The sequence below is a fragment of the Microvirga rosea genome, assembly GCF_020595095.1.
GTDB lineage: Bacteria > Pseudomonadota > Alphaproteobacteria > Rhizobiales > Beijerinckiaceae > Microvirga > Microvirga rosea.
In genome coordinates this window covers 21,596-46,654 of record NZ_JAJDOP010000005.1, presented here as the reverse complement: position 1 = coordinate 46,654, position 25,059 = coordinate 21,596, and the positions used below count along the sequence as shown (strand labels likewise).

The following is a 25,059-nucleotide window of genomic DNA, read 5'->3' as shown; positions in this document are numbered from 1 at the left end:
TCTTGATGCTAACCGAGCATATTTCACTCTCGCAGCCAGGAGACCAGCATGAAGACAGATCCGGTCCGGATCCACTCCGTTGAGGTCCTGTCGGACGATTGGGCCGTTCTGAAGAAAGTGACCTTCGACTACACGCGCCGGGATGGACGGGTGGAGCGCCAGACCCGCCAGACCTACGATCGCGGCAACGGCGCCGTCATCCTGCCCTACGATCCGGATCGCGGCAGGGTTCTGTTGATCCGTCAGTTTCGGTTGCCCGCTTATGTGAGCGGCCATCCGGCTCCCTTGATCGAAGCATGCGCCGGGCTTCTCGACAACAATGATCCGGAGACCTGCATCCGCCACGAGGCGGAGGAGGAGCTCGGCTATCGTCTTCGCGACCCGCAACGGGTGTTCCAGGCCTTCATGAGCCCTGGCAGCGTAACGGAACAGCTCGTCTTCTTCGTGGCCCGTTACGCGCCCCACGACCGCATCGGCGATGGAGGAGGGGCCGCGGATGAGGGGGAAGATATCGAAGTGCTCGAGCCTACCCTTGATGAGGCCTTGCTGATGATCGACCGGGGTGGAATCATCGATGGCAAGACGATCATGCTGCTTCAGCACATGAAGCTGAAGGGCCTGATGCGGGCGTGAGCGACGAGGAGCCGCTCAGGCGGCTTCTCTCAGGGCATCGAGATCCGCGCCGCGGATGGCGTTCAGATTGCGGGTGATCTTCTCGGGAGGCCAGTCCCACCACCTGATATCCAGGAGGACCTGGATGATCTCGTCGGAGAACCGTTTGCGAATGAGCCTCGCCGGGTTCCCGCCGACAACGGCATAGGGCGGCACGTCACCCGTCACGACCGCCTTGGAGGCAACGATGGCACCATCGCCGATCGTGACGCCCGGCATGATGGTGGCGTCCTGCCCGATCCAGACGTCGTTTCCAATGACCGTATCGCCTTTGAGCCCGACCTCGATCGTCGTCCAGTCGAAGCCTTCCTCCCAGCCGTTCCCGAAGATGTTGAACGGATAGGTCGAAAAGCCCGTCATGGCATGATTGGCGCCGTTCATGATGAACGTCGTGCCCATGGCGATCGCGCAGAACCTGCCGATCACCAATTTGTCGCCGATGAAATCATAATGGTGCTGGACGCAGCGCTCCACGAAGCGCTCAGGGCCGTGCGGATCGTCGTAGTAGCTGTATTCCCCCACGACGATGTTGGGTTGGTCCACGAAGGCCTTCAGAAAGCCGACCCGCGGCTGACCCGCCATCGGATGTGGATTCAGGGGATCGGGACCGGTCGGCATTCACATTAACTCCATCAAAAAAGAACCCCGGGTTTGGGGCCCGGGGATCGTGTCGTCTTCAATTCCTTCCGCACCGTCAGCCCTTTGCGGGGGCCTTCTTGCTGAAGGTGCTGCGAAGATTGTGCACCAGTTCGATCCTGACGCCGTTCTTCTTCATGATGAAGGCCTGCTGAGTCACCGAGAGGAGGTTGTTCCAGGCCCAGTAGATCACGAGACCCGCCGGGAAGGAGCCCAGCATGAACGTGAAGATCACGGGCATCCAGGCGAAAACTTGCTTTTGTACCGGATCCGGCGGCTCGGGATTCATCTTCATCTGCAGCCACATGGTCACACCCATGATCAGCGGCCAGGCGCCAAGCATGAGGAAGTGGCCGATCACCGGCACGGCGCCCGGGTTGTACGGAATGAGGCCGAAGAGGTTGAACACCGATGTCGGATCGGGCGCGGCAAGGTCGCGGATCCAGCCGAAGAAGGGCGCATGGCGCATTTCGATGGTGACGAAGAGCACCTTATAGAGCGCGAAGAAGACCGGAATCTGGATCAGCACGGGCCAGCAGCCCGCCACCGGATTGATCTTCTCCTTGCGGTAGAGCTCCATTAGCGCCTGCTGCTGCTTCACCTTGTCGTCCGCGTAGCGCTCGCGGATCGAAGCCATCTCAGGCTGAACGGCCTTCATCTTCGCCATGGAGGCGTAGGATTTGCTGGCAAGCGGGAAGAACAACGCCTTCAGGATGACGGTGACGAGCAGGATCGCCACGCCGAAGTTGCCGAAGAGCTTGTAGAAAAAGTCCAGGACCTTGAAGAGCGGCTTGGTGATGAAATAGAACCAGCCCCAGTCGATCAGGAGATCGAAGTTCTTGATCTTCAGGTTGTTCGCATACTGATCGACGGTCGCCACTTCCTTGGCGCCTGCGAAGATCCGCTGGGTCATCTCGGCGGTGGCGCCGGGCTGCACGGTCTGCGCGACACCCAGGACATTGGCCTGATAGGTCGGTCCATTGGGATCCTGGCGAACCGTGAAGGACCCTTGATAGCTCTGTCCCTGATCGGGGATCACGGCTGCGGCCCAGTACTTGTCCGTGATGCCCACGAACCCGCCGGTCACGTTATCCCACATCCGCCCGACCACGTTCTGGCCGGCCACGGGGTTTTCCTTGTCGAGCTTGGCGTAGGTATATTCCTGCAGGCCCTGGTCGCCCAGGACACCGATCATGCCCTCATGGAGCACGTAGTAGCCGAGGGTGGTCGGCCTGCCATGGCGGGACACGAGGCTATAGGGATGCAGCGTCACGGGATCCGAGCCGCGGTTCTCCACGCTGTCCTTGACCGTGAACATGAACTTGTCGTCGACGGACAGGACCCGGCGGAAGATCTGCCCTTTGCCGTTATCCCAGGAAAGGGTCACGGGGCTCGATGGGGTCAGCTTGTCCTTGTCGGCCGTCCAGACGGTGTTCGGGCCGGGGACGGCGTCGGGCTGCGCCCCGACCCAGCCGAATTCCGCGTAATAGGGATTCTGGCTGCCCGTAGGCGAAAGCAGCACGATGTTGGGGCTCTTGGGATCCACCGTCTCGTGGTAGGTCCGCAGGGAGACGTCGTCGACCCGTGCGCCGCGCAGATTGATGGAGCCAATGATGGCGGGGGTCTCGATCGGGAGGCGCGGCGAGCGGGCGAGCGCGGCTTCGCGGGATTCGACCACAGGCGCTCCGGGCGTTGCCGGAACCGTTCCGGGAACCGGAGCGGCCGGCCCTCCCGCCTGGCTCGGTGTCGGAGCCGCCGGGTTGGTCTGCGCGGATTGTTGAGCGGTCTGGGCCGCCTGGCGATGCTTTTCAGCCTCCGGCGCCGCGAAGAAGTACTGCCAGCCAATCAAAATCGCCATCGACAGCACGATGGCGACGATGAGGTTTTTGTTCTCATTACGCATGGGTATGTCCGCGACGCTCGCCGTTGGGAGGTGAGGAGGTAGGGCGGCCCTCGGGCCGCGCCGTTTTCGGCTTGGTGACGACGCGCAGCGCCCGCCGAAGATCGTCAAGAAGCTGATCGTAATCAGCGGTGAGGATGTCGCGCCGTCCGATCACCACGATATCGGCATGGATCTCGGCATAATCCAGACCTGCGACGCGGCATGCGGTTCTCAGCCGCCGCTTGATCCGGTTCCGCTCGGTTGCATGACCGACTCGCTTGGTGACCGTCAGGCCGATCCTGAGGCGGTTGCTGTCGCCGCTAAGCTCAGCGTCGTTCCGCAGGCGGCCCTGGACCGTCATCCGCTCCGTATGAAAGCGGCGGCCAGAGGCCGCCGCAACGAAATCAGATCGTTTCGTCAGGCGCCCGACCGAACTTGCGCGAGGGTCGCGCATCGGTCTGCCCTGAGAGCCAGGTTACGCCGAAAGGCGCTTGCGGCCATGGGCGCGACGAGCGGCAATGACCTTGCGGCCACCCTTGGTCGCCATGCGCGCACGGAAGCCATGGCGGCGCTTGCGAACGAGCTTGCTCGGTTGATACGTCCTTTTCACGGCTCATCTCCGGTCGAATGGGGCAGCGGTGCTCGAAGGCTCGCGCCCGTCTGGATTTGTGGGGAAACCCCGAAACTGTCTCGAAAAAACGATCAGCGCCCGAAATGAGCGCCGTCAGCTTGCGGGCTTATGACGGAAGGGCGGCGTAAAGTCAACGCTCGTCCAGGGCGCTTGGCCGGCAATTCGCCCCTCACGAGGAAGTGAGCGTCATTTGGGCTTGGCGCCTCGCCACTCTAAATGGATGAAGGAACAAGGGTGACAATGTGGCCGTCGAAGAACAGCAGCAAGAAGTGAAGGGTCCCGGTGCGTCCCTATGGCGTTTCCTCCCCCTCGGATTGGTCCTGATCGCTGCGGGGGCTTTCTTTGCTTTCGGTCTGCACCATGCCCTCAGCCTTGACAGCTTGGTCCGCCATTATGACGCGGTCCGGCATTTTGTGGACGAGCGCCGCCTTGCGGCGTTCGGGGTCTATATCCTGGCATATATCGGCATCACCACCTTATCCATTCCGGCTTCCGCCTTCCTGTCGACGCTGGGGGGGTATCTTTTCGGGTGGGCGTTCGGCGGCATCATCGCCGCCGTATCGGCCACGGTTGGAGCAACCAACATCTTTCTGATCGCCCGAACCTCCCTGGGTGAGGTGCTGCGCCGCTGGGCGGGCGCCCGGATCCAGGCCCTGGCCAAGGGCTTCAACCGCAATGCGTTCTCTTATGTGCTGTTTCTCCGCATCCTGCCGGTCATGCCCTTCTGGGTCACCAATCTGGCCGCGGCGGTCTTCGGCGTGCGGCTCAAGACCTTCATCCTGGCGACGCAGCTCGGCATGCTCCCCACCGCATTCGCCTTCGCGGTCGCCGGGTCGGGACTGGATCATGTGATTGACCAGGAAAATGAAATCCTTCAGCAGTGTCTGGCGACCGGCCGGGGCGACTGTCGCGTTTCCCTGAGCCTTCAAGACCTTCTCACCGCCGAATTGATGATAGCCTTGGGCGTATTGAGTATCCTGGCTCTGTTTCCCATCCTGTTTCGATGGTGGCGGAGCCGGACCGTAAAGGAGCGAGCGTGACTTCGACAAAGAAGCCCGATCAGAAAAGGGCCGCGTTGAGACCGGATGTGTGCGTCATCGGGAGCGATCCCGCAGGATTGTCCGTTGCCGCCATGGCGACCGCGTTCGGCGCGTCGGTGGTGCTCGTCGGTCACGACAGGGAGACCTATCGGCTCCCGGCCGGGACCCTTCAGGCACAGGCCCTGCGCGCCGCCGCCGATCAGGCATTCGGTGGTCGCCATGCCGGCCGCTTCGGAATCGGCCTGGGACAGGAGCCGGATATCGCGTTTGAAGCCGTCCGGGCCCATGTCCAGGACGTGCTTCGATCCGCTGCTCCCATGAACGCTCTGGAGCGATACAGGGCCATGGGCGTCCGGGTGCTCGAAGGCGGAGCCGAGTTCGTCGACCGGGCCGTCCTCGCAGCCGGGGGCGAACTCGTCAGGGCCCGCCGGTTCGTCCTTGCGACCGGCTCCCGGTCGTCGATTCCCGGTATTCCGGGTCTGGAGGCCATTCCCTACCTGACATGCGACACCCCGCTGGATCGCACGACACTACCAAGCCACCTCATCGTTCTCGGAGACGGTCCCGTTGCGGTCGAGGCGGCACAGGCCTATCGCCGCCTGGGGGCGCAGGTCACTCTCATCGGCGCCAGTGCCCGCATCCTCGAAGACGAAGATCCCGAAATGGCGGCCGTGGTCGACCGAACGCTCCGCTCGGAGGGCGTCGTCATCCGAACGGGCATGATTCTCGACCGAATCGAGAAGCGGGGCGATGCGGCCTTTGCGGCGGTTGTGAAGAATGGCGAGTCTGAAGAGACTTTGGAGGCAAGCCATCTCCTGGTTGCGGCAGGACGCTCTCCGAACCTCGAAGGATTCGGCCTCGACAAGGCTCGGATCAAGGCCGATTCCACGGGGATCCAGGTGGATCGCGGCCTGCGCACCGCGAATGCGCGAATTTATGCGATCGGGACCTGCGTCCGCGGCCATGCGGGCTCACCAGTTCAGGAAACGGACCATCATGCGGGACTTGTCGTCCGCAATATCCTGTTCCGGCTCCCGGTTCATTTGGAAGCAATCCCGATCCCGCGCATCGTCCGAACCGCCCCGGAGCTGGCAGCCATCGGGATGGCCGAGGAAGAGGCTCGCGCCCGATACGGACATATCCGCATCCTGCGATCCCCGTTTTCCGACAATGGCCGGGCGCGCGCGGAACGGGACATGGCCGGGCATGTCAAAGCGGTCGTTACGCCCAATGGGCGGATTCTCGGGTGTACGATCGTGGGCCCGCGGGCCGGGGATCTGATCGTGCCTTGGGGCCTGGCCATGACCAAGGGCCTGAAGGTCGGGGATCTCGCGGGGCTTGTCTATCCGCATCTGACGTTGTCGGAAGCCACGAAAACTGCCGCAGTGGAATTTCTGAAGCCCTCGGCGCAGAATCCATGGCTCAGACGTCTGGCCGGTCTCGTCGGCCGCCTGGGGTAAAGGACAGGATGAGAGCTGAGCGACCGCATTTCCTCAAAGGGGGAATCCTCAGGCGTTTCGGCCTTTCCGCGCGCCTGCTCCTTCTGACGATTCTCTTCGTCATGATTGCGGAAGTGCTGATTTACGTCCCGTCGGTCGCCAATTTCCGGCTCACCTGGCTCAATGATCGTCTCGCGGCGGCGCAAATCGCCGCAATGGTGCTGGATGCGGCGCCGGATCAGAACCCCGCGGGCGATCTGGAAATGCGGATTCTTTCCGGAGTAGGGGCCAAGGCCATCGCCATCCGGGGTGGGGGGCGTCGAAGCCTCCTCGCCACGGGAGACATGCCTTCCGAGGTCGACAAGACCGTGGACCTGCGCAGCGTGACATGGGTACAGAGCATCCGGGACGCCTTCGACCTCATGGTCAATCCTCCCACCCATCCCGTCCGCATCATCGGCTCGGGCATGGGGGTCGAGTTTGTCGAAATCCTTCTCGACACCAAGCCTCTGCGGAATGCGATGCTGATCTTCTCGCGCAATATCCTGCTGGTGTCGCTGTTCATTTCCGGCCTGACCGCGTGTCTGGTGTATTTCGCCCTTCAATGGGTGATCGTGCGTCCCGTGCGCCGCCTGACAGGCAACATCGCCGAATTCTCCAGAAATCCGGAGGATGCGTCCCGCGTGATCCAGCCAACCGACCGCGCTGACGAAATCGGTCTGGCGGAGCAGGCGCTCGCACGCATGGAAACAACGCTCGCCGACGAGCTCCGACAGAAGCGGCGGCTCGCCGAGCTTGGGCTCGCGGTAAGCAAGATCAATCACGAGCTGCGCAACATGTTGACGACGGCCCAGCTCCTGACGGACCGGCTGGACCGCGTGAACGACGAGCGGGTCCAGAATATCGCTCCGCGTTTGATCTCGACGCTGGGGCGCGCGATCGCCTTTTGCGAGGCGACACTCGCCTATGGACGGGCGACGGAACGTCTGCCGCAGCGCCAACTGATTCCCCTGGAGCCGATGGTCGAGGATCTCGCGCATCTGACCGATCTTGCTCCCGAGAAGGGAATCGCTTTCGAACGGCATGTGCCCGAAGGGCTCGTGATCGATGCGGATCCCGATCAGCTTTCCCGAATTCTGGTGAATCTGGTCCGGAACGCCGTTCAGGCGCTGAGCCAGGCCGGATCCTTCGAAGGCTCTCCGCGAATCGCCGTGAGTGCGATCAGGGAGGGGAATGCCGTCGTCATCGACGTGAAGGACAACGGCCCGGGAATTCCGGAACGTGTCCGTGCGGATCTCTTCTCGCCTTTCCAAGGTTCGGCTCGAAAAGGTGGGACGGGCCTCGGGCTGGCCATCACGGCCGAGCTGGTCCACCTCCATGGGGGCACTATTTCCCTGGCGGAGAGTAACACCGGCACATGTTTCCGCGTGCAGATCCCCGACCGGCAGGCTGCGTGAAAAAATTTTGATTCATGGGCGCAGCTTCGTGAGAAAGAGGCTTGCCAACCCGGTTCGAACACTTTAATTCAGCCGTCCTCCGGACAACGCTGCTTCTTGCAAGCGGCGACCGAGTAGGCGCCCGTAGCTCAGCTGGATAGAGCACCAGACTACGAATCTGGGGGTCAGAGGTTCGAATCCTTTCGGGCGCGCCATTCTTATGAAGAATCTTCGATCAGCATTGCGCTGCTTTGAGGAGAGACTATCCTCGGAGCCCGGTCGTAAGGCTCGGGTGCCGGGGCTGACATATCCTGTTCGGCTTGGGGCCATAGCTCAGTTGGGAGAGCGCTTGAATGGCATTCAAGAGGTCGGCGGTTCGATTCCGCCTGGCTCCACCAACCGAAGAGGAATGACGGAGCGTGCGGGTGTAGCTCAGGGGTAGAGCACAACCTTGCCAAGGTTGGGGTCGAGGGTTCGAATCCCTTCGCCCGCTCCAAACATCGATGCGCGGGCGTAGCTCAGTCGGTTAGAGTGCCGGCCTGTCACGCCGGAGGTCGCGGGTTCGAGCCCCGTCGCCCGCGCCAGTCGATCCCTTGGATTCCCCTTAAAGCGTCCGATTTCCACAGCAATCGATTTGCCTGCGCAACCTTAGCTACGTCTGCGCGTTTCCTGTGAGCTACCGGACACGGGGAACACATCACATGAGTATCATCTGGACAATCATCATCGGCTTCGTGGCTGGCGTTATCGCCAAGCTCATCATGCCCGGACGGAACGAGCCGTCGGGCTTCATCCTCACGACTATCCTCGGCATCGTCGGGGCTTTCGTGGCCACTTACCTGGGTCAGGCTCTCGGCTGGTATCGGGCGGATGAGGGCGCTGGCTTCATCGGCGCCGTCGTCGGCGCGATCATCGTCCTCTTCATCTGGGGTCTGATCGCCGGCCGCAGCCGCTCCACCTCGACGTACTGAGTTTTCAGTTCAAGGCGTCAAACAAACGGGCTGCAAGATCGTCTTGCAGCCCGTTTTCGCATGCGCATTCTCAGCCGAGGCGCGGCGTCGAGCCATCGGGGCCGAACAGGGCGCCCTTGACGGGGCAGCTGCCGACATAACCGCGCCATGCGAGATAAGAGCCGCCCAGAAGAGCGGCGACATTCAGGAGCGGATTGGGACGAGGCTTCGCGCCTGCCGCGGCCAGCCCGAGCCCCGCCACGATATAGGCAGCCCGTTCCATGGTCGTGAGATTCTGTTCGTCGGAAGTCGCATTCGCCACGTTCATCTCCTTTGGGAAAACCGTAACCGCAACGCGACGCTCTGCGCGGGAGTTCCAGTTCCGTGAATCTTGGGGAGACTGGAAATGAGCGGGAACCACCTACCTTGGCTGTCGTTGAGTCCACGCTCAACGATAGGGAGTTTGTCATCATGCCGAGCAAGGAAAAGACTTTGAACGATTTGTTCCTTCATACCCTGAAGGACGTCTATTACGCTGAAAAGCAGATCCTGAAGGCGCTGCCCAGGATGGCCAAGAACGCCGAGTCCGAAGAGTTGAAGCAGGCTTTCGAAACCCATCGCGACGAGACCGAAGGGCAGATCGAGCGCTTGGAACAGATTTTTAAGCTGATCGGCAAGCCGGCCCGTGGCGTCCAATGCGAAGCCATCAACGGGATCATCGAAGAAGGTAAGGAAGTCATGGAAGACTTCGCTGACAGCGAAGCTCTGGATGCCGGAATTCTTGCCGCCGCTCAGGCTGTTGAGCACTATGAAATCACCCGCTACGGCACCCTGAAGACCTGGGCCATGGAACTTGGCATGCAGGACGCAGCGAGATTGCTCGAACAGAACCTCGCCGAGGAAAAGAAGACCGACGAGCTCCTGACGAAGCTCGCCGAAGCTCGCGTCAACACCAAGGCTGCGTAAGCAATCCTTCCCTATCTCTATAGTCTGTCCCTTCCCCCCGCACAGGCGGGGAAGGGACCAGATGCGTCAGTGACTGGCCCGTTGGACCGGTTGGTCACCGGCGGTCAGGATCAGCCTCAGATCTCCGGACGGGTCGACTTCCAAGGACGTCTTCAAGATTTTCGGGTTCTCCAGAAGATGGAGAAACGCCAGAACGCGCAAGCGCGATATCGGAGAGAGGCCTTCGATGACCTTCAAAATACTGGCGCTGACAGCCATGGTCATCTCCTCCTGAACAAAGGCCCCGTAGGCTTGGTCGTTAGGCTGCCGCATAAGGCACCTGTGGGAGAGACGGAAAGGACAGGCCCTGCCTGACGAGGTAGGGGCCCTGCAGGCCGGCGAGGCGACGAAGATGGGCAAGGCTGTCGGACGAGACGGAAATCGAGACGGCCACGCACGCCTGATCCTCGACCATGACGGGCAGACCGAGGGGCCTGATCTTGAAGCCGGCCTGATGCCAGCGCGGAAGCCACCACATTTCGACGACGGCCGAGACTTCCGTAATGCCCTCATCGAGACAGAACTGTTGAAAGGCGGCCAACAGGCGGCAATCGGTCCTGCCCATCCGACGTTGCCGCACCACGAAGTAGCGGGTGCATTCAAGGACGTGGTGGCCGCGAAGGATGCGTCCGTGAACCAGCTGCGGAAACGCTTCGCTGATCATATGCGGCAGCATCGTCGGGTAGAGCCTGAGGCCTCCGACGACACGGTCTCCTTCAAGGGCAAGAAGATATGTCGCGTTGTCGTTATCGTAAGCGTCGATGTCGCGGCCGTCGCCACGGTCGAGCGCCCGCCATCCCCTTTCTTTCACGAAGACCTCGTGCCGGGCCTGGAAGTACGTATCGAGGATCGTACGGTAGGATGATCTGTTCTCTGCAGTAATGACGTGAACCGTTGTCATGTCGGGTGATCTCCGGTGATGAGGATCACTGTCCACGGCAAACGACGGATGCCTATTGTAGGAAATTACAGGTGCCGTTACGGCAGGCGAACCATCAGAGATGAATGAAGCGGTGCTGCAGAGCCCGCACGACCGCATGAGTCTTGTTGACGGCGCTCAGCTTGTGACAGGCGCTGGCGATATGAGCCGTGATGGTCCGTTCGGTGACCCCCATGATGATGCTGGTGTCCAGGGCGGACTTGCCGGCTGCCGCCCAGCGCAGGGCTTCCCGCTCCCGTGCCGTTAAAGGGTTGTCCGTTTGCGGCGGGGAGAGGATCTGGCGAGCACGCTCGAACGCGTACATGGCCATGAGATGGATGGCCGGTTTGGTTTGGGGGCTCAGGTCCAGCGCCCTTCCGCTCATCGACAGGCAGGCTTCGTACCCGTTCAAGCCATGGATGGGCAGGCAATAGCCCTCTCGCATGCCGAACTCGCCTGCCCGGATCATCACCTCGGCGGCTCTCGGCTCCTCGCGAGGATGATAGGGCGCCTCCGACCATTCGAAGGGTTGAACGGTCTGGCGGCAAAGACGGATGACCGGATCGTACCGGTCATAACCTTGGCTGGTGTATATCCGGTACCATTCCAGCGGCCATTTCTTGAGAAGGACGAGCCGCTCGATCCGCTGCTCCGGGTGAGGCAGTCCGGTGATGATGAAATTCTCGAAGCCGAACCGGGAGAAGGATCGCTCCATGGCATCGATGACGCCCTGAGGAGCCGTCAAGAGCTCCAGGCTTTCGATGAAAGCGAAGGCTTCCTTTGCGTAATCAGTGCGGTCGCCGAGCACGGGACATCCTCCAGAACTTACTCAACTATGAGGTGAAAGACGAGTCTATTCAACTTTTGGTTTGAGAGTCGGTCGAAGCCCGCTATGCTCGCGCCATCGCTGGAGGTCCCCGTGCAGAAGAAGTCGCCTGGTCCAATCGACAAGCATATCGGCAATCGTGTCCGCCTTCGGCGCATCACGGTAGGCATGAGCCAGGAAAAGCTCGGCGATGCTCTCGGCCTGACGTTTCAGCAGGTCCAGAAATACGAAAAGGGAACCAATCGCATCGGGGCGAGCCGACTTCTCGCCATCGGTCAGATCCTCGGCGTCGGAATAGAGTTCTTCTTCGAGGGGTTGCCGGAAATCGGTCCAGGTGGAACTTCGGGAGAAGGACTGATGAACGAGTTCATGCTGGTGCCCGAAAGCGAGCGTCTGGTCCGCAGCTTCTTGCGCCTCCAGGATGGCGAGGCCCGCAGGAAGGTTGCCGATCTGGTGGATTGGCTGGCCTCGTCGCGCTGAGGCCGGAGCGGCGATCAGGCTCGCGCCTCTCCGACATCGTCGGCCATCGTTGCGCCGCGTTCTCCCAAAGGCTTGGCGGGCCCGACGGTTGTATCATGGGCGGTCTGATGCTCGATCTCCGCGTTGATCTCGGCGCCCACGAGGACGACCCAGAGAGAAAGATAGATCCACATCATGACGCCGATGATGGCGCCGAGGGAGCCATAGGTCGCCGAATAGTTGGCCCAGCTGGAAAGATACCAGGAAAACAGGATCGAGAAGAGCAGCCAGATCACGGCGGCGATGAATGAGCCCGGCGTAATCCAGCTCCATTGAGCGATCCGGCGGCTCGGACCGTACCGATAGAGGATCGCGAGGCCGAACAGGGCAACGCCGAACATCAGCATCGCCGGCAGAAACGTGATCAGCAGTTCGCCCGCAAATCCGAGATGAAGGAAACGCACCACCAACGGAATGCCGACGATGAGGTTGATGAGGACGGCGAAAAAGATGACGGCGCCGACGGTAAAGCAGAGAGAGATGAAAAGGAGCCTGAAGAAGCTTCGTTTTTCCGTCTCGTCATAGGCCACGTTGAGGGCTCCGAACAGAGCACGCATGCCGCTGTTGGCGCTCCATAGGGCCAAGACTATGCCCCCCGCGAAACTCAAGCTCAGGGTGCTGGCGCGGTTGCTGATCAGGCGCTGAAGCTCCCCGCCGAGCAGGTCGATCATGGCCGCAGGAACGTACCCCCTCATGTCGGCCAGATGCTCGCCGATGGTGAGCGGATCGGCGACGAGCCCATAAAGCGACACAAGCGCCGCCAAGGCCGGAAACAGCGAGAGAAGAATAAAGAAGGCGGTCCCGGCGGCGACCGTCCCGACCTTGTCTTCGATAATCTCGTCCCAGAGGCGCAGGAGGATGTCTTTCCATCCTAGCCATGGAATCTGGAAGGGGCCCCTGGCGTCCCGGCCGCGGCCGCGCTCACGGGCTCTCAGATGGTTCACGCGCTCCGAAACGACCTCGCTCATGCAATCCTCTGAAGCAAACTTGTCTTTAGGAAAGCAACGCTGTCAGGAACGAAAATGTTGCGCTCGTCCCAATGCGAAAGGCCCCGCTTCGCGGGCCTCTCGAGGTTCATCGGAACCTGCGGCGTTTCAAGGGGTTACTTCCTCGCGATCGGAAGAGGATACCATGAGCGTGGGACAGCAAAGCAGCGACACCAACCGCCGAAATCAGGGCGAAGACGAGAACTGGGATACGCTGAAGAACGATGTGGGCGACATTGCCGACGCCGCCGTCGAGCAAGGGTGGCATTTCATCGACGCGGCCCGGGAGCAGGCAACGGATTATGCGGACCGTCGCAAGAGCGACGTGGCTCAGTCGGTGGCCGATTTTGCGACCTCCCTGCGCGAGTCGACCCGCTCGTTCGACAGCCGTCCCAACATTCAGGCCGTGGTCGACAGTGCGGCTGAAGGGCTTGAGCACCTTGCGGATTCGATCCGCGACCGCAGCTTTGCCGACATTTTCAACGACGTGGAGAACGTTGCCCGCCAGAGGCCCGCGACCGTGGCGGCCGTGTCCGTGGCGATCGGTTTCCTGGCGGCGCGCTTCATCAAAAGCACCGCCGAGGATCTCCGGGAGGATGCTTATGTGACGCCTCGCTCCCAAGGCACGAAGCGTGGTGCGCGCCGGAATCAGGCTTCGCAATCTCGCAACGGCAATGCGACCACTTGATGGAGGCGGCCGTGCCCGATCGTGAATATCAGACTATTCAAGGACTTGTTGTCGAAGCGATCCGCGACAGCAGCGAGTTGGCGCAAAAGGAATTCGCCCTTTTCCGCACCGAGCTATCCGGCAATATCCGGACGCTCTTCATCGGTATCGCGATGATCGTCGTTGCGGCGATCTTCGCCATCGCTGCGGTGATGCTGTTCACCGACGCGCTGGTGAAGTGGCTCGCGACGGTAGTCGATTCCGAAGCGCTCGCCGCACTCATCGTGGGCGGGGTTATGGCCATCATCGCCATCGGGCTGGGGCTCTACGCCCGTCATGCCATGTCCCTTTCCGCGCTCGCGCCGCAGAGGACCGTGCGCTCGATCAAACGTGACGCCGAAGTTCTTTCGGAAAGGGTTGCTGGATGACGCAAAGCATAGAAGAGCTTGAAAGAGACATCGAGCAAAGCCGCGCCAAGCTCGATCTGACCATCGATCAGCTTCAAAACAAGCTGTCCGTCTCAGGTGTGGTCGACGACATGCTGGGTACAGCCCGCAACGGGCGTTACGCGCCGGCCTTCGATCATGTGCTGGCGACGATCCGACGGAATCCCGTGCCTGTCATGCTGATCGCGGCGGGCGTGGGTCTGCTGTTCCATCGCATGAGCCGCAAGCCGAGGGTTCGCACCCATGTGCGCGTGGTCGTGGACGAGACCATCCCGATCTACCCGGACGAGCCTCATCTCTACGAACGTGGCGCGTCCACCTTGCAATCCCCGCAAGACGACCTGGTCCGCCCCCGTACCGATATGCGCATCTGAGTTCAAAAGGAGATTTTTTATGGCTGATCCGAAGAATGAAACTGGCAAGTCGCCGTCACAGCAGAAGAGCGGTGGTGCGGACCAAACGTCCGGCGCCAAGATCTCTGCCGGAACGTCCGTCGGCAATGTGGGCGAGTCGCCGATGCCTCACGCGCAGAACGCCCAAACCGGAGCGCAGAACGGCAGCAAGCCTGCACAAAGCTCGACCCTTGCTTCTCATACGTCCCAACCCCTAGGCGGTCGCGGTTCCGACAACCGCACGCAGCAGCAGGGTAATCAGGCTTCGGCCTCGTCGGGCAGCGAGAGCGGCAAGACGCAACAGGCTACCGAGAAGGTCCGCGAGGTCGCCGATCAGGCCCGCCAGCGCGCCGGTGACGCCTATGAGGCCGCTTCCGAATGGGCTCAGGATACCTATGAACGAGCCTCCGACTGGGCATCCGACCGTTATCAGTCGCAGCAAGGACGCTTGCGGGATGTCCGCAGCCGCTCCGCGAAACAGTTCGGGCAGGCCCGCAACGGCATCCAGAACTACGTTTCGGAGAATCCGATGGTCGTCGGCTTGGTAGGCTTGGCGGCCGGGCTGTTGCTCGGCGCTCTCCTGCCACGGACGCGCCGGGAGAACGAGGTTTTCGGCGAATGGGCAGACGAAGTCCGAAACCAAGGTCTGCGCTACGCTCGAACCGCAACGGAACGGGGTAGGGAATACGTGGAAGAAGCATTCAGCGGCGATGAGGAGCAGTTCAGCCGGCATGAAAGCGAGTTCCGGCCGGACCGTCCTGGCGCAAACTCTCACTGAAATCCCTAAAATTCATGATGAAAGCGCCGGCCTCAGGCCGGCGCTTTTCGTTTGGGTCGGCTTGTGAGGAACGGCAGTGCAAAAAACAACGGCCACGGCGAGGTGATGCGCGTACATCCGGCGTCATCACTTCGGCATCGTGACCGTATCCGGCGTCAGAATTCCCGCCGGTTGAAGAATAGATAGGCAGTCGATGTGACGGTTTCAAGTCATGTCGCTCCGCATACGGACAGAGTTGCGACGAAAATGCGTTCTTTACCATGACTTTAATAGCCGGCTCCAAGGAGGCCCGGATGCGGAACTTCGGCTCCATTGGCCTGTTCTCTCTGTGTTCTCGGGCGATGAAGAGTGCAATTCAGGTCTTTTTTGCTGACGGTCGTGCCATGAGCTGATGTGAAGGAGCGGGGGCTTGCGTGTTCTGATTTTGGAGGATGATCCCCTTATCGCGCTGGATCTTCAGGCAATTCTTGAGGACAATTCCCATGAAATCGTCGGGATTTATGGTTCTGTCCGAGCGATCAGGGAGCATCTGCAAGATCCTTTCGATTGCGCCTTGCTGGATATCGACGTCGCGGATGGGAAAAGCTTCGGGGTCGCTGCCGATCTGCTCGAGAGGCGCATCCCTTTTTCCTTCGTGTCCGCTTCCCTCCCGAGAGATATTCCACGGATACTCGAAGCCGTGCCGTTTATTCCTAAGCCTTTCGAGGAAGAGGCCGTCCTTCGCTTGGTCGAAGAAATGGTCGTTTCTTAGAAAATGCTTGGCTTGTTGAAGGAAATGGCCGTGAGAGGCGCGTCGAGCCCAAGGGGTGGGCTCAAGTGTGTCCACGTTTTCATGGAACCGTCCGCCACGCCGTGCGTTGAGAAGCGTCGAGTCGCGAGTTGCAGTAGATGATCGAGGATCAGTCCACAGTTCTTTTAGTAGAAGACGAGCCTCTCATCCGCCTCTTCATTTCAGACCTCCTGGAGGAAGCTGGTTTCAAGGTCGTCGAGGCTGCGAACTCAACGGAAGCTCTCACGATCTTCGAGGCTGGCCTGACGGTCGACATTCTCCTCACCGATGTGGATATGCCCTTCGGCTGCAATGGCTTCGAGCTTGCGCGACAGGTTTACGACCGCTGGCGCGAAACCGAGATTCTCATCATGTCGGGCCGCCAATGGCCGTCGCAGGGCGATCTGCCCCCTGGAGCGGCCTTCCTGGCGAAGCCCTGCCCGAACGAGGCTATCGTCTCCCACGTCATTTCCGCTGCGGAACGCGCCAGAAGAATCCAGGGCGGAGCGAAAAATCCGCGATCCTTCAGGGATTTACCGGCAAACGTCGTTCCGTTCTCGAAAACAGGTTGATGCTTGCCAAAACGGTCTTGCTGACTGCTTGGAGCAAACATAAGCTCTGCGACCACTGGCCATCTGACCGGCATATCGCTTCAGCCCGGCCGATGGACACTTTACAGACCCTTTCACGGCTGCGAAGGGTTTATCCCTACCTACCCTCGGAGGAATCCATGCCGACTAAGACGACAGACGGAAAAGCCGGTGCGAAGAAGCCTGCGGCCAAAAAGGCGGCCGGGTCCAAGCCCAATGCTCTTCAGCAGCCTCTGCAGCCCTCTAAGGAGCTGGCGGCCGTTGTCGGCTCGAACCCGCTGCCGCGCGGTGAAGTCGTGAGCAAGATGTGGGACTACATCAAGAAGAACAACCTGCAGAATCCCGAGAACAAGCGCGAGATTCTGGCGGACGACAAGCTTCAGCCGATCTTCGGCAAGAGCAAGGTCACCATGTTCGAGATGAACAAGCACATCGCCCAGCACTTGAAATAATCTCCGTGCCGCTTCAGGAATCCTGCCGCCATTGTGCGAGCGGCAGGATATCCGGCTTTTCCCCTGGAGCCTTCGCCCAGGGATCGACCGCCCACTCCCGATGGCTTTGCTTTTCCGCGATCACGGCTGTCGTGTGCGGGTAGCGCCCATCGAGGAAGATGCCCCGTGACTGGGGACGTTCGACCTCGTGATAGGCGAGAAGGCCGTAGCTTTCCAGGACGAGAAGCAGGCTCGTGGTGTTGGCCGTTTCGTCTACGCAATCCATCTGACCACTGATCCCGGCCTCCGAGGGGGGCGACTTCGGCACGTCCGGAGGGCTGCCGATGCGACTCGTCAGATAGGACGTGTAGAGCCTGATCACCTCACCGAGAGCCCGGCGTTCCGTATCCGGCGAAGCTTTAGCCGATCTGAGGATCGCGCTTGCCCGGTGAAGCAGGGACGGGTCGACCGCGACCGCCGTCCTCCTTGTGCAGCCATAGCCATGGCAGGCGATGATCCGGTCCCTCAAGGGCGGGACATAGCCCTGTTCCAGGTACCACGCTTGCGGCTCCTGTCCGGCCAGGGCAGGGCCGGGAGACATGGCCAGAAGGAGGGGGAGGGATGCGGAAAAGAGGTGTAGCGTCCACTTCATAATCTGGGTACCTATCAGCCAAGCCGCCTCGCGCTCAGGCAACCCGAGCCATATGGTTTTTAGGATCTTTGCCGGCGCAGACCAGGGGATGGCCGTTCCAGTGCTGTCGAGGATTCCATGTCGCGCATCATTTTCCTGAATGGTTCATTTCTCCCGCCGGAAGAGGCCAAGGTCCCGATCATGGACCGTGGCTTCCTGTTCGCCGACGGGATTTATGAGGGTGTCGGCGTCCTGGATGGCCGGCTGATCGACAACGACGCTCATCTGGAGCGCCTGGAAAGATCCCTTCGCGAGATTCGCATCGCGAATCCCTATTCCCGCAGCGAATGGACGCGTCTAGAGCAGGAACTTGTTGCACGCAACAATCTAACGGAAGGGTTCCTGTATCTGCAGGTGACCCGCGGCGTGGCCGAGCGCGATTTCTTCTTCCCTCAGGAAGGCGCTCCGACGGTGATGATGTTCACCCAGGCCAAGTCCATCGCGGATGCGCCTGCCGCCCGGAACGGTATCGCCGTGATCACAGTGCCCGACCAACGCTGGGAACGCCGCGATATCAAGTCGATCGGCCTTCTGGCTCAGGTTCTCGCCAAGCAGGCGGCCAAGGAGGCGGGGGCGCAGGAAGCCTGGATGGTCGAGGACGGTTATGTGACCGAAGGCGGCTCGTCGAGCGCCTTCATCGTCACGAAGGCAGGCAGCATCGTGGTGCGCCCCCTGTCCAACGCGATCCTGCCCGGGATCACCCGCCAGTCCATGCTGCGCCTGTCCAAGGAAGAGGGAGTTTCCCTCGAGGAGCGGCGTTTCACGGTCGAGGAAGCTTACGATGCCGCCGAGGCGTTCCTGACCAGCGCGTCGAACTTCGTGGTTCCGATCGTGTCGATCGACGGACGCCAGATCGGGAATGGTAAGCCGGGGCCGATTACCCAGAAGCTGCGTGATCTCTATCTCCAGATGGCGCGCCAGCCCGCCCTTGCGGCGGAATAGCCGGTTCCGAACCTCTGCTTCAAAGGCCCGTTCCCTTTGAAAGGAGCGGACTCATGAAGCGATTGCTGGTTCTCGCAGTCTTGACCGCCGGTGGCATCGCCGGCGCGTCGGCTCAGGTTCCTGCTCAGCCCCAGGCGCCCAATATGCCGGCGCCGAAGGACATGCCGGCCGAAAAGGTCCGGCCGGCGGATCCGTCCGAGACGGGGTCGACAGGCACCTTGAGCGATAAGCTTGAGAAGAGCGACGGCGTGATCCGGCCGCCGGCAACGGCGACACCGGACATGACCATCCCGGCACCGGTGCCGGATCCCGGCACCACGCGGGTCATCCCCCCTCCGGGAAGCCCCGGAGGCAATCAGAGCGTCATCCCCAAATAGCTTGGTCAGCCAGTCCGCTTGCGCCGATTGGTCTTGGACTGGTTGGACTTAGCCTGATCGGGCTTGGGCTGATTGGGCTTAGGTTGATCCGTCTTGGGTTGATCGGTTTTAGCCGGCTGGCTGTTCCCGCCCGTCACGATCTGGTTGGCAAGTTCCGTGATCTTGGCGCGCAGCTCGTCGTTCTGCGCGCTGCCAGGAGCGGTGCCATTCGGACCTGCCGCACCTTCGGACCGCCCGGCCAAAGCGACGATCTGCGCGGCTTTCTCGTCCCTCTCGGCTTCGAGCTCACGGATTCTCTGCTCGAGAATCAGGCCGCGCTCCTGTTCGGCCGTGAGGCCCTTGGCGAGCTCGGCGAGACGCTTTCGCTCGTCGGAAAGTTCGCTGTGACGCTCGTTGAGCGCTCGCTCGAAATCATTGCCCCGCGCCGTTTGCGTCATGAGACGTGTTTCGAGATCGGAGATCGTAATTCTCTTCACGTCCAGTTCGCTGAGCGCGGCGGTGAGGCGCGCATCGGCGTCGCCATAGGCCGTGTCGCGCTCCGCGAGTCTTTGCTCGGCCTGCTGAACGGCCGCCTTGGTTCGAGCCAGCTCAGCCTGTGACGCATCGAGCTCCCGGCGCGTATTCGACAGTTCGTCGAGGGTGGCGCGGTGGGCGGTTTCCAACGCCGCGAGGGTTTCCCGTGTGCCGGACAGCGAGGTCCGGGTTCGGGCCAGATCTTCCTCCGTCGCCGTCAGCTTGTCCTGCGTTGCCTTGAGCTCGGTGTCGCGGGTGGCAATGACGCCGTCACGGGCCGCGATGGTATCTTCCAGCTCTTGAATGCGGACGGCGCGGCGGCCGAGCTCTTCCATGCTCTGGTGCTTGACCGCCTGCGCTTCCTCGGCCTTGCGCTCGATCCGCCGCTGCAGAACGGCAAATTCCGCCCGCAAATGATCCTTTTCGGCGGTCAGCTCCTCGATCGACATGGGAAAGAGAGCTTCGACCCGGCGGCGGGCGAGCCGCTCCGCGCGGGTGTTGATGGCCGGAATGATGAGGAGCGCAATCAGGGTTGCAGCCAGAAACCCCAGCGCGAAAATCATAAGTGTCTCGACCACGCGGACTCAAACTCCAAGATGCCTGACCGGAAACGCTCAAGCACCTTGTCTTGTGCCCGCGCGGCTTGCCAGAGCTTTGTTCAGGCTCTGGATAAGCCTTTCTAGCGCAGTCTAAAAGGGATTCCAGGTCGGTTCGGGGGTGAACTTCAGATAACCCATGTTGACGCCAAGGCGGGCGCCGACCCCGGTGCGGATCGGCACCACGACCATCTCGTCGGCCGCAGCCGCCGAAATGCCGAAGCCGCCGATCAGATAGGCCGATCCGTCGAGGCCGACGAAGCGCTTGTACAGGGCGTTGATGGCCGGAAGATTATAAACCAGCATCATCGTGCGGGCACCTTCGCCGCCCACGTCGAAGCCCAGGGACGGACCTTGCCAGAAAATGCGGCGCTCGCCCACATTGCGGGTGAAGAGCTTGCCCTCGCCATAGCGAAGGCCGCCGAAGAAGGCCCCCGAGGCTTCCTGGCCGAGAATATAGCCGTTCGGCTCGCCCCAGCGCCGCACCGCCTCTTCCACGGCCAACGCGAGCCCGCGGGAGGCCGATCCGAAGAACTGGTGTCCCGATTGAACGAGGTCGTTCGAATTATAGGAGTTCGGCGCGTTGGGGGCGGGGTAGTTGGTGCGGGTCACCTGGCGGGACGCCTGGGCGGATGCACCCGAGGCGGACAACCCGACGAGAGCGGCCATAGCGGCTGCCAGCAGAAAGCGGTATCGCGAGCCCATGAGCAATCTCCTCGCTTGAGACGTCGGAGCTGTCGCTCCGACAGGACGTGGACAATCCGGCCTTGGACCGGGTTAACCCGCCCGGAAAGGCCATCTTGAGCACGGACGGTGGATCACTCTAAGGCGATAACCCTAACAATCTCTCTACAACCCGGCTTGCCCATGGCGCATCGGCGCGTGGGACATCCGGGCGCTCCGCGGATCCGCCGTCGCTGTCCAACGACCGGAAATGTCAGCAGGAAACGGGCAGGGCCAGGCGGGGAGCCAGCGTGACGTCGCCAAGCGCCGCGAAGGGGCCGTTGCGATAGTTCCGGTCCCGGTGACCATAGGTCAGTTTCGTGCCGCCCGGGCCGATCACGCGTCCGCCCGCGCAGGACAGGATGTGGTCGCCCGCCGCGGTGTCCCACTCCATGGTAGGCCCGCATCGCACGTAGATATCCGCCTCTCCGGAGGCGATGAGGCAGAATTTGAGGGCCGACGACGCCGTGCGCCGCGTGCCGATCGAGAGAGATTCCAGGCATTTCTCCGTGGCATTGTCCCCGTGGCGCCGGCTGACGAGGGCGACGAGGCTCTGCTCGGGGGCCTGTCTGGTCTCCACCGGACGCCAGTCGATCTCGGCATCCGGCGCGTCAGGAACGGTGCCGGTTTCCGCCTGGGTCCCGGCGATCCAGATACGCCCCATTGCCGGGGCGGCGACGACGGCCGCGATGGGACGCTGGTCACGGACCAGGGCGATGTTGACGCTGTATTCTCCGGTCCCATGGATAAAATCGCCGGTGCCGTCGAGAGGGTCCACCAGGAAAAAATAGCGCCCAGCCTCGGTCTGGTTCGCCGATTCTTCGGCAATCACCGGAATGCCAGGCCAAGCCCGGTTGAGATGCTTGATGATCAGCTCTTCGGCCGCGAGGTCGGCCATGGTGCTCGGGGTTCCGTCCTGCTTCACATAAGGGTCGAGCAGAGCATGCTCCATGCGCCGAAGAATCTGCCCCGCCTCGATGGCGATCACGGCCAATTGTCGCGCGACGGCATCGGTGTCGCTGTCAAGTTCCGTCATGGCTCCGGCCCGCTGCGCAGGGCTTGGGAATTCCTTTGCCCGCTTCTCAAAGAACTCATAGCCGGGTATCCCGGTTCACGTTCTCTTTCCTCTTCGGGGTTAAGCTTTGCAGAACGAAACCGAGTTATGCAAGCCTCACGCCGATTGTCGGTCTATCCGGAGCCCTTATGGCCACGATTTCTCTCGATTCGCTCGATCTCGCCGCTCTTCTCTGCTCGCGGGTCTGTCATGATGTGATTTCCCCGGTCGGGGCCATCGTCAACGGCCTTGAGGTCCTGGAGGACGACAACGACCAATCCATGCGTGAATTCGCCCTGGAGCTGATCGAGAAAAGCGCGAAGCAGGCATCGGCCCGCCTGCAGTTCGCCCGCCTTGCCTTCGGGGCCGCCGGGTCTGCGGGAGCCGCCATCGATCTCGGCGATGCGGAGCAGGTGGCACGCGGCCTCTTTCAGGACGACAAGATTTCCTTTGCATGGTCCGCTCCCCGGCTCCTGTTTCCAAAGAACCGGGTGAAGCTGCTGCTCAACCTGATCATGATCGCCATCAACGCCATTCCGCGCGGCGGGTCGATATCGGCCAGCGTGTCGGGCGATACGGAGAAATGCGAGTTCATCATTCGCTCGAAGGGACTCAACGCACGTATCCCGGCCCATGCCGAGGCTCTTCTGGCGGGGGAATCCGAAACCGGGACGGTCGATGCGCACGGCATCCAGATCTATTATGCCGGGATGATCGCGCGCGCTTCCGGCATGACGACGGCTTTCAGCATCGACGGCGACGAGGTCACCCTGCGGGCGACGTCGGCATAGGGGTCCTGGCGGCTTCCGTTTCAAGCCAGGCGCAGAAGGCCTGCGCCTTGCGGCTTCGTTGCGGACGACGGACGGCGACATAATCCATCCCGCTCGGAATGAACCCGAAGGGCGCCACGAGCCGCCCGGCCTGGATGTCGTCGATCACCAGCTGCCAGGGAGCGATCCCTATCCCTAAGCCGGCGGTCGCCGCTTCGAGCATGTAGTAGAAATGCTCGTACTCCGTTCCCGACAGATCGACCCTGGCGCCGCCGGCGGCGCGCGCCAGCCAATCCGGCCAGGCGTATCGGCGGGTGACCGTGTGGAGCAGCGGAGCGCCTTTGAGATCGCCGGGATCCTTGAGACCAAGGCGTGCCGCAAGGGCAGGGGCCAGCACGGGCCCGACGGACTCGGCAAAGAGCGGCGTGGTCGCGGCCTCCGACGGCATGAGGTGATCGGTGAGGCGGATCGCGACCTCGTAGCGATGGCGCGCGAAGTCGACCGGCGCGTAAGAGGCCGAGAGCCGTACCTCGATATCCGGATGAGCCTCCTGAAACCGATAAAGACGCGGGATCAGCCAGCGCATGCTGAACGTTCCGGTGCACGAAACGTCGAGTGCGCCGTTCTCCTCGTCCGCCACGGCGCGAACGCCGAATTCCAGATGGTCGAAGCCGGCGGTGAGGTGGGTGACCAGCGTGCGTCCCGCATCCGTCAGGCGCAAGGCATTCTTCGGACCTTCGAACAGGCGAACGCCGAGAACCTCCTCGAGATGGCGCACTTGGCGGCTGATGGCGCCATGGGTGACGGCCAGCTCCTCCGCCGCAAGGGTCATGCGGCCCAGCCGAGCTGCGGCTTCAAAAGCGGCGAGGGCGTTCAAGGAAGGGAGGCGGCGACTGGCCATGTGAGAAAAATGCACATCGTTCGTTAGATCATATCGATTATCGAGCCTCCGGTGCCGTGACACAAGGGACGCCGCATGACGGTTCTTGAAGGCCGCAAGCGGAACCGAACATCACGCGACGCGAGGGAGAAAAGCGTGGAGCCAGTCGTCTTTGGGGCTGTGTTGCTGGCTGCCGCCATGCATGCCGGATGGAACGCCGTGGTGAAGGTCGGGCTCGACCGGCTGTCGTCCATGACGTTGCTGGCGCTTTCATCGGCCTTGATCTGCGCCGCGCTGCTTCCGTTCTTTCCGCTCCCCGCCGTCGCATCGCTGCCTTGGCTGATCGCGTCCGCGCTGATCCATACGGGCTATAAGCTCACCTTGGTCAAGGCCTATGAACATGGGGATCTGTCACAGGTCTATCCGTTGGCCCGCGGCACGGCTCCTTTGATCGTCGCGGTCGCCAGCACGGCGTTTCTCGGTGAGACGGTGACGCTCGCGAAGCTGGCCGCGATCCTTCTGATCGGCTTCGGAGTTTGCATCATGTCCTTCCGTCATGGAGCGGCAGACCGGATCCCCCTGAAAGCGCTTGGGTTCGCTCTCGCGACAGCGGCCTTCACGGCTTCCTACACCCTGGTCGATGGTCTTGGGGCGAGGATATCCGGTTCCGCGTCCGGATATATCATCGGTCTCAGCATCGTCGATGGAATCTGCACCTGCGCCTGCGTGTTCGCCTTGCGCGGAACCAAAATCCTCAAGCGCCTGGCGCCGGCATGGCGCAGCGGCCTGACCGCAGGCGCCATGTCCCTCGCGTCCTACTGGATCGCGATCTGGGCCTTCACGCAAGCACCCATCGCGCTTGTTGCTGCCCTTAGGGAATCGAGCGTGCTCTTCGCGGTTCTGTTCGCCGTTCTCTTCCTCAAGGAAAGAGCAGGTCCCGTGCGTATCGCCGCTGCCGGGATGATCGCGTGCGGCGTGATCGTGATGCGGCTCTGAAGCTCTGTGGTCAGCCTTTGTAGGCGACCAGGATCGCTCCTGCGGCGATCAGCACGATCCCTGCCCAGTTCCATCCGGTCAGGCGCTCCCCGAGAAACACGACGCCGAACAGCGCCACCAGCACGACGCTGAGTTTGTCGATCGGCGCGACACGCGCCGCGTCACCAAGTTTGAGAGCGCGGAAGTAGCACAACCACGAGGCGCCCGTCGCAAGCCCCGACAGGAGCAGAAACACATAGGACTTCGCCGAGACGGAACTCCAGGATTGCCACTGGCCCGTGACGATCAGGATCGCGCCGAGCACGATGAGAATCACGACCGTCCGAATGAAGGTGGCGAAGTCCGAACCGATTCCCTCGATGCCGATCTTGGCGAAGACCGCCGTCAGCGCTGCGGAAGCCGCCGAGAGCAATGCCCAGAATTGCCATGACGCCATCATCGAGCGCATGCGGATTACTCCTGTCCCTTGCGTGCGCGACTATAACAAAAAAGCCCGGCGGATG

Annotated in this window: 33 protein-coding genes and 4 tRNA genes; 21 read left to right on the top strand and 16 right to left on the bottom strand. The window is 61.8% G+C overall.

Annotated features, from left to right (window positions below; all coding sequences use genetic code 11):
• Positions 1-48: 48 nt before the first annotated feature.
• The gene (locus LJD17_RS14155; RefSeq protein WP_227384839.1) at positions 49-633 is read left to right on the top strand and encodes an NUDIX domain-containing protein; all 585 of its coding nucleotides are present in this window, start codon (positions 49-51) and stop codon (positions 631-633) included.
• Between the two features lie 15 nt (positions 634-648).
• Here LJD17_RS14155 and LJD17_RS14150 read toward each other — a convergent pair whose 3' ends face one another.
• The 4 genes from LJD17_RS14150 to rpmH all read right to left on the bottom strand — a co-directional run bounded on the left by LJD17_RS14150 (position 649) and on the right by rpmH (position 3,800).
• Positions 649-1,290 (bottom strand): CatB-related O-acetyltransferase, encoded by a 642-nt coding sequence (locus LJD17_RS14150; protein ID WP_227384838.1) that lies wholly within the window; start codon positions 1,288-1,290, stop codon positions 649-651.
• A 76-nt stretch (positions 1,291-1,366) separates the two neighbouring features.
• Positions 1,367-3,211, bottom strand: a complete 1,845-nt coding sequence (gene yidC, locus LJD17_RS14145; RefSeq protein ID WP_227384837.1) for a membrane protein insertase YidC — start codon at positions 3,209-3,211, stop codon at positions 1,367-1,369.
• Entirely contained in the window at positions 3,204-3,644 is a 441-nt protein-coding gene (gene rnpA, locus LJD17_RS14140; protein ID WP_227384836.1) for a ribonuclease P protein component, read from the bottom strand. Before rnpA ends, yidC begins: the two co-directional genes overlap by 8 nt.
• 21 nt (positions 3,645-3,665) lie before the next feature.
• The gene (rpmH, locus tag LJD17_RS14135; RefSeq protein WP_027314822.1) at positions 3,666-3,800 is read right to left on the bottom strand and encodes a 50S ribosomal protein L34; all 135 of its coding nucleotides are present in this window, start codon (positions 3,798-3,800) and stop codon (positions 3,666-3,668) included.
• 263 nt (positions 3,801-4,063) lie between these two features.
• Here rpmH and LJD17_RS14130 point away from each other — a divergent pair, with 263 nt between their 5' ends.
• The 8 genes from LJD17_RS14130 to LJD17_RS14095 all read left to right on the top strand — a co-directional run bounded on the left by LJD17_RS14130 (position 4,064) and on the right by LJD17_RS14095 (position 8,707).
• Positions 4,064-4,861 carry a TVP38/TMEM64 family protein gene (locus LJD17_RS14130; protein WP_227384835.1) on the top strand — a complete coding sequence of 266 codons (798 nt, stop codon included), beginning with the start codon at positions 4,064-4,066 and terminating at the stop codon, positions 4,859-4,861.
• The gene (locus LJD17_RS14125) at positions 4,858-6,321 is read left to right on the top strand and encodes a dihydrolipoyl dehydrogenase family protein (protein ID WP_227384834.1); all 1,464 of its coding nucleotides are present in this window, start codon (positions 4,858-4,860) and stop codon (positions 6,319-6,321) included. The genes LJD17_RS14130 and LJD17_RS14125 overlap by 4 nt, the downstream gene beginning before the upstream one ends.
• Before the next feature lie 8 nt (positions 6,322-6,329).
• Positions 6,330-7,757 (top strand): sensor histidine kinase, encoded by a 1,428-nt coding sequence (locus LJD17_RS14120; RefSeq protein ID WP_227384833.1) that lies wholly within the window; start codon positions 6,330-6,332, stop codon positions 7,755-7,757.
• Positions 7,758-7,874: 117 nt separating this feature from the next.
• Positions 7,875-7,951, top strand: a tRNA-Arg gene (locus LJD17_RS14115).
• 107 nt (positions 7,952-8,058) lie between these two features.
• Positions 8,059-8,134, top strand: a tRNA-Ala gene (locus LJD17_RS14110).
• Positions 8,135-8,157: 23 nt separating this feature from the next.
• Positions 8,158-8,232 (top strand) — tRNA-Gly (locus tag LJD17_RS14105).
• An 11-nt stretch (positions 8,233-8,243) separates the two neighbouring features.
• Positions 8,244-8,320, top strand: a tRNA-Asp gene (locus LJD17_RS14100).
• Positions 8,321-8,437: 117 nt separating this feature from the next.
• On the top strand, positions 8,438-8,707 hold the full coding sequence (locus tag LJD17_RS14095) for a GlsB/YeaQ/YmgE family stress response membrane protein (protein ID WP_227384832.1): 270 nt from the start codon (positions 8,438-8,440) through the stop codon (positions 8,705-8,707).
• Positions 8,708-8,777: 70 nt separating this feature from the next.
• On the opposite strand, the gene LJD17_RS14090 is transcribed toward LJD17_RS14095, so the two are convergent.
• Positions 8,778-9,008 carry a YgaP-like transmembrane domain gene (locus tag LJD17_RS14090; RefSeq protein WP_406600811.1) on the bottom strand — a complete coding sequence of 77 codons (231 nt, stop codon included), beginning with the start codon at positions 9,006-9,008 and terminating at the stop codon, positions 8,778-8,780.
• 149 nt (positions 9,009-9,157) lie between these two features.
• Here LJD17_RS14090 and LJD17_RS14085 point away from each other — a divergent pair, with 149 nt between their 5' ends.
• Entirely contained in the window at positions 9,158-9,652 is a 495-nt protein-coding gene (locus LJD17_RS14085; protein WP_227384831.1) for a YciE/YciF ferroxidase family protein, read from the top strand.
• Between the two features lie 66 nt (positions 9,653-9,718).
• On the opposite strand, the gene LJD17_RS14080 is transcribed toward LJD17_RS14085, so the two are convergent.
• The 3 genes from LJD17_RS14080 to LJD17_RS14070 form a co-directional block, all read right to left on the bottom strand.
• A complete protein-coding gene (locus tag LJD17_RS14080; protein WP_227384830.1) occupies positions 9,719-9,910 on the bottom strand; it encodes a hypothetical protein in 192 nt (63 codons plus the stop codon).
• Between the two features lie 40 nt (positions 9,911-9,950).
• Positions 9,951-10,592: an acyl-homoserine-lactone synthase gene (locus LJD17_RS14075; RefSeq protein ID WP_227384829.1), complete on the bottom strand. Its 642-nt coding sequence runs from the start codon at positions 10,590-10,592 to the stop codon at positions 9,951-9,953.
• Between the two features lie 94 nt (positions 10,593-10,686).
• A complete protein-coding gene (locus LJD17_RS14070) occupies positions 10,687-11,418 on the bottom strand; it encodes a helix-turn-helix transcriptional regulator (RefSeq protein WP_227384828.1) in 732 nt (243 codons plus the stop codon).
• A 111-nt stretch (positions 11,419-11,529) separates the two neighbouring features.
• Between LJD17_RS14070 and LJD17_RS14065 the strand changes: the two genes are divergently transcribed.
• Positions 11,530-11,916 (top strand): helix-turn-helix domain-containing protein, encoded by a 387-nt coding sequence (locus LJD17_RS14065; protein WP_227384827.1) that lies wholly within the window; start codon positions 11,530-11,532, stop codon positions 11,914-11,916.
• Between the two features lie 14 nt (positions 11,917-11,930).
• On the opposite strand, the gene LJD17_RS14060 is transcribed toward LJD17_RS14065, so the two are convergent.
• Entirely contained in the window at positions 11,931-12,923 is a 993-nt protein-coding gene (locus LJD17_RS14060; protein WP_227384826.1) for a YihY/virulence factor BrkB family protein, read from the bottom strand.
• Between the two features lie 163 nt (positions 12,924-13,086).
• Between LJD17_RS14060 and LJD17_RS14055 the strand changes: the two genes are divergently transcribed.
• From LJD17_RS14055 to LJD17_RS14040, 4 genes are read left to right on the top strand one after another with little or no spacing between them, the layout of a single operon-like run.
• The gene (locus tag LJD17_RS14055) at positions 13,087-13,629 is read left to right on the top strand and encodes a hypothetical protein (protein WP_227384825.1); all 543 of its coding nucleotides are present in this window, start codon (positions 13,087-13,089) and stop codon (positions 13,627-13,629) included.
• The gene (locus LJD17_RS14050) at positions 13,629-14,036 is read left to right on the top strand and encodes a phage holin family protein (protein ID WP_227385195.1); all 408 of its coding nucleotides are present in this window, start codon (positions 13,629-13,631) and stop codon (positions 14,034-14,036) included. Before LJD17_RS14055 ends, LJD17_RS14050 begins: the two co-directional genes overlap by 1 nt.
• Positions 14,033-14,428 carry a DUF3618 domain-containing protein gene (locus LJD17_RS14045; RefSeq protein ID WP_227384824.1) on the top strand — a complete coding sequence of 132 codons (396 nt, stop codon included), beginning with the start codon at positions 14,033-14,035 and terminating at the stop codon, positions 14,426-14,428. The genes LJD17_RS14050 and LJD17_RS14045 overlap by 4 nt, the downstream gene beginning before the upstream one ends.
• Before the next feature lie 19 nt (positions 14,429-14,447).
• Entirely contained in the window at positions 14,448-15,224 is a 777-nt protein-coding gene (locus LJD17_RS14040) for a hypothetical protein (protein ID WP_227384823.1), read from the top strand.
• Between the two features lie 355 nt (positions 15,225-15,579).
• Here LJD17_RS14040 and LJD17_RS14035 read toward each other — a convergent pair whose 3' ends face one another.
• Complete coding sequence (locus tag LJD17_RS14035) at positions 15,580-16,050, bottom strand: hypothetical protein (protein ID WP_227384822.1); 471 nt, start codon at positions 16,048-16,050, stop codon at positions 15,580-15,582.
• Positions 16,051-16,112: 62 nt separating this feature from the next.
• On the opposite strand from LJD17_RS14035, the gene LJD17_RS14030 reads away from it, so the two are divergent.
• Positions 16,113-16,565, top strand: coding sequence for a response regulator (locus LJD17_RS14030; RefSeq protein WP_227384821.1), 453 nt, complete (start codon positions 16,113-16,115; stop codon positions 16,563-16,565).
• A 158-nt stretch (positions 16,566-16,723) separates the two neighbouring features.
• Positions 16,724-17,035 (top strand): SWIB/MDM2 domain-containing protein, encoded by a 312-nt coding sequence (locus tag LJD17_RS14025; RefSeq protein ID WP_227384820.1) that lies wholly within the window; start codon positions 16,724-16,726, stop codon positions 17,033-17,035.
• 13 nt (positions 17,036-17,048) lie between these two features.
• On the opposite strand, the gene LJD17_RS14020 is transcribed toward LJD17_RS14025, so the two are convergent.
• Positions 17,049-17,666, bottom strand: coding sequence for a hypothetical protein (locus LJD17_RS14020; protein WP_227384819.1), 618 nt, complete (start codon positions 17,664-17,666; stop codon positions 17,049-17,051).
• A 117-nt stretch (positions 17,667-17,783) separates the two neighbouring features.
• Between LJD17_RS14020 and LJD17_RS14015 the strand changes: the two genes are divergently transcribed.
• Positions 17,784-18,647: a D-amino-acid transaminase gene (locus LJD17_RS14015; protein WP_227384818.1), complete on the top strand. Its 864-nt coding sequence runs from the start codon at positions 17,784-17,786 to the stop codon at positions 18,645-18,647.
• A gap of 53 nt (positions 18,648-18,700) precedes the next feature.
• Entirely contained in the window at positions 18,701-19,024 is a 324-nt protein-coding gene (locus tag LJD17_RS14010; protein ID WP_227384817.1) for a hypothetical protein, read from the top strand.
• A gap of 5 nt (positions 19,025-19,029) precedes the next feature.
• Here the strand turns inward: LJD17_RS14010 and LJD17_RS14005 are convergent, their stop codons facing one another.
• From LJD17_RS14005 to cysQ, 3 genes are all read right to left on the bottom strand, one after another.
• Complete coding sequence (locus tag LJD17_RS14005; protein ID WP_227384816.1) at positions 19,030-20,115, bottom strand: coiled-coil domain-containing protein; 1,086 nt, start codon at positions 20,113-20,115, stop codon at positions 19,030-19,032.
• 111 nt (positions 20,116-20,226) lie between these two features.
• Entirely contained in the window at positions 20,227-20,838 is a 612-nt protein-coding gene (locus LJD17_RS14000) for a DUF1134 domain-containing protein (protein WP_227384815.1), read from the bottom strand.
• Positions 20,839-21,070: 232 nt separating this feature from the next.
• Positions 21,071-21,892, bottom strand: coding sequence for a 3'(2'),5'-bisphosphate nucleotidase CysQ (cysQ, locus tag LJD17_RS13995; protein WP_227384814.1), 822 nt, complete (start codon positions 21,890-21,892; stop codon positions 21,071-21,073).
• Between the two features lie 167 nt (positions 21,893-22,059).
• On the opposite strand from cysQ, the gene chpT reads away from it, so the two are divergent.
• Positions 22,060-22,701: a histidine phosphotransferase ChpT gene (chpT, locus tag LJD17_RS13990; protein WP_227384813.1), complete on the top strand. Its 642-nt coding sequence runs from the start codon at positions 22,060-22,062 to the stop codon at positions 22,699-22,701.
• Here chpT and LJD17_RS13985 read toward each other — a convergent pair.
• Positions 22,676-23,581, bottom strand: coding sequence for a LysR substrate-binding domain-containing protein (locus LJD17_RS13985; RefSeq protein WP_227384812.1), 906 nt, complete (start codon positions 23,579-23,581; stop codon positions 22,676-22,678). The genes chpT and LJD17_RS13985 overlap by 26 nt on opposite strands.
• Before the next feature lie 135 nt (positions 23,582-23,716).
• Between LJD17_RS13985 and LJD17_RS13980 the strand changes: the two genes are divergently transcribed.
• Positions 23,717-24,556: an EamA family transporter gene (locus LJD17_RS13980; protein ID WP_227384811.1), complete on the top strand. Its 840-nt coding sequence runs from the start codon at positions 23,717-23,719 to the stop codon at positions 24,554-24,556.
• A 10-nt stretch (positions 24,557-24,566) separates the two neighbouring features.
• Here LJD17_RS13980 and LJD17_RS13975 read toward each other — a convergent pair whose 3' ends face one another.
• Complete coding sequence (locus LJD17_RS13975) at positions 24,567-25,004, bottom strand: EamA family transporter (RefSeq protein ID WP_227384810.1); 438 nt, start codon at positions 25,002-25,004, stop codon at positions 24,567-24,569.
• Positions 25,005-25,059 lie beyond the last annotated feature (55 nt).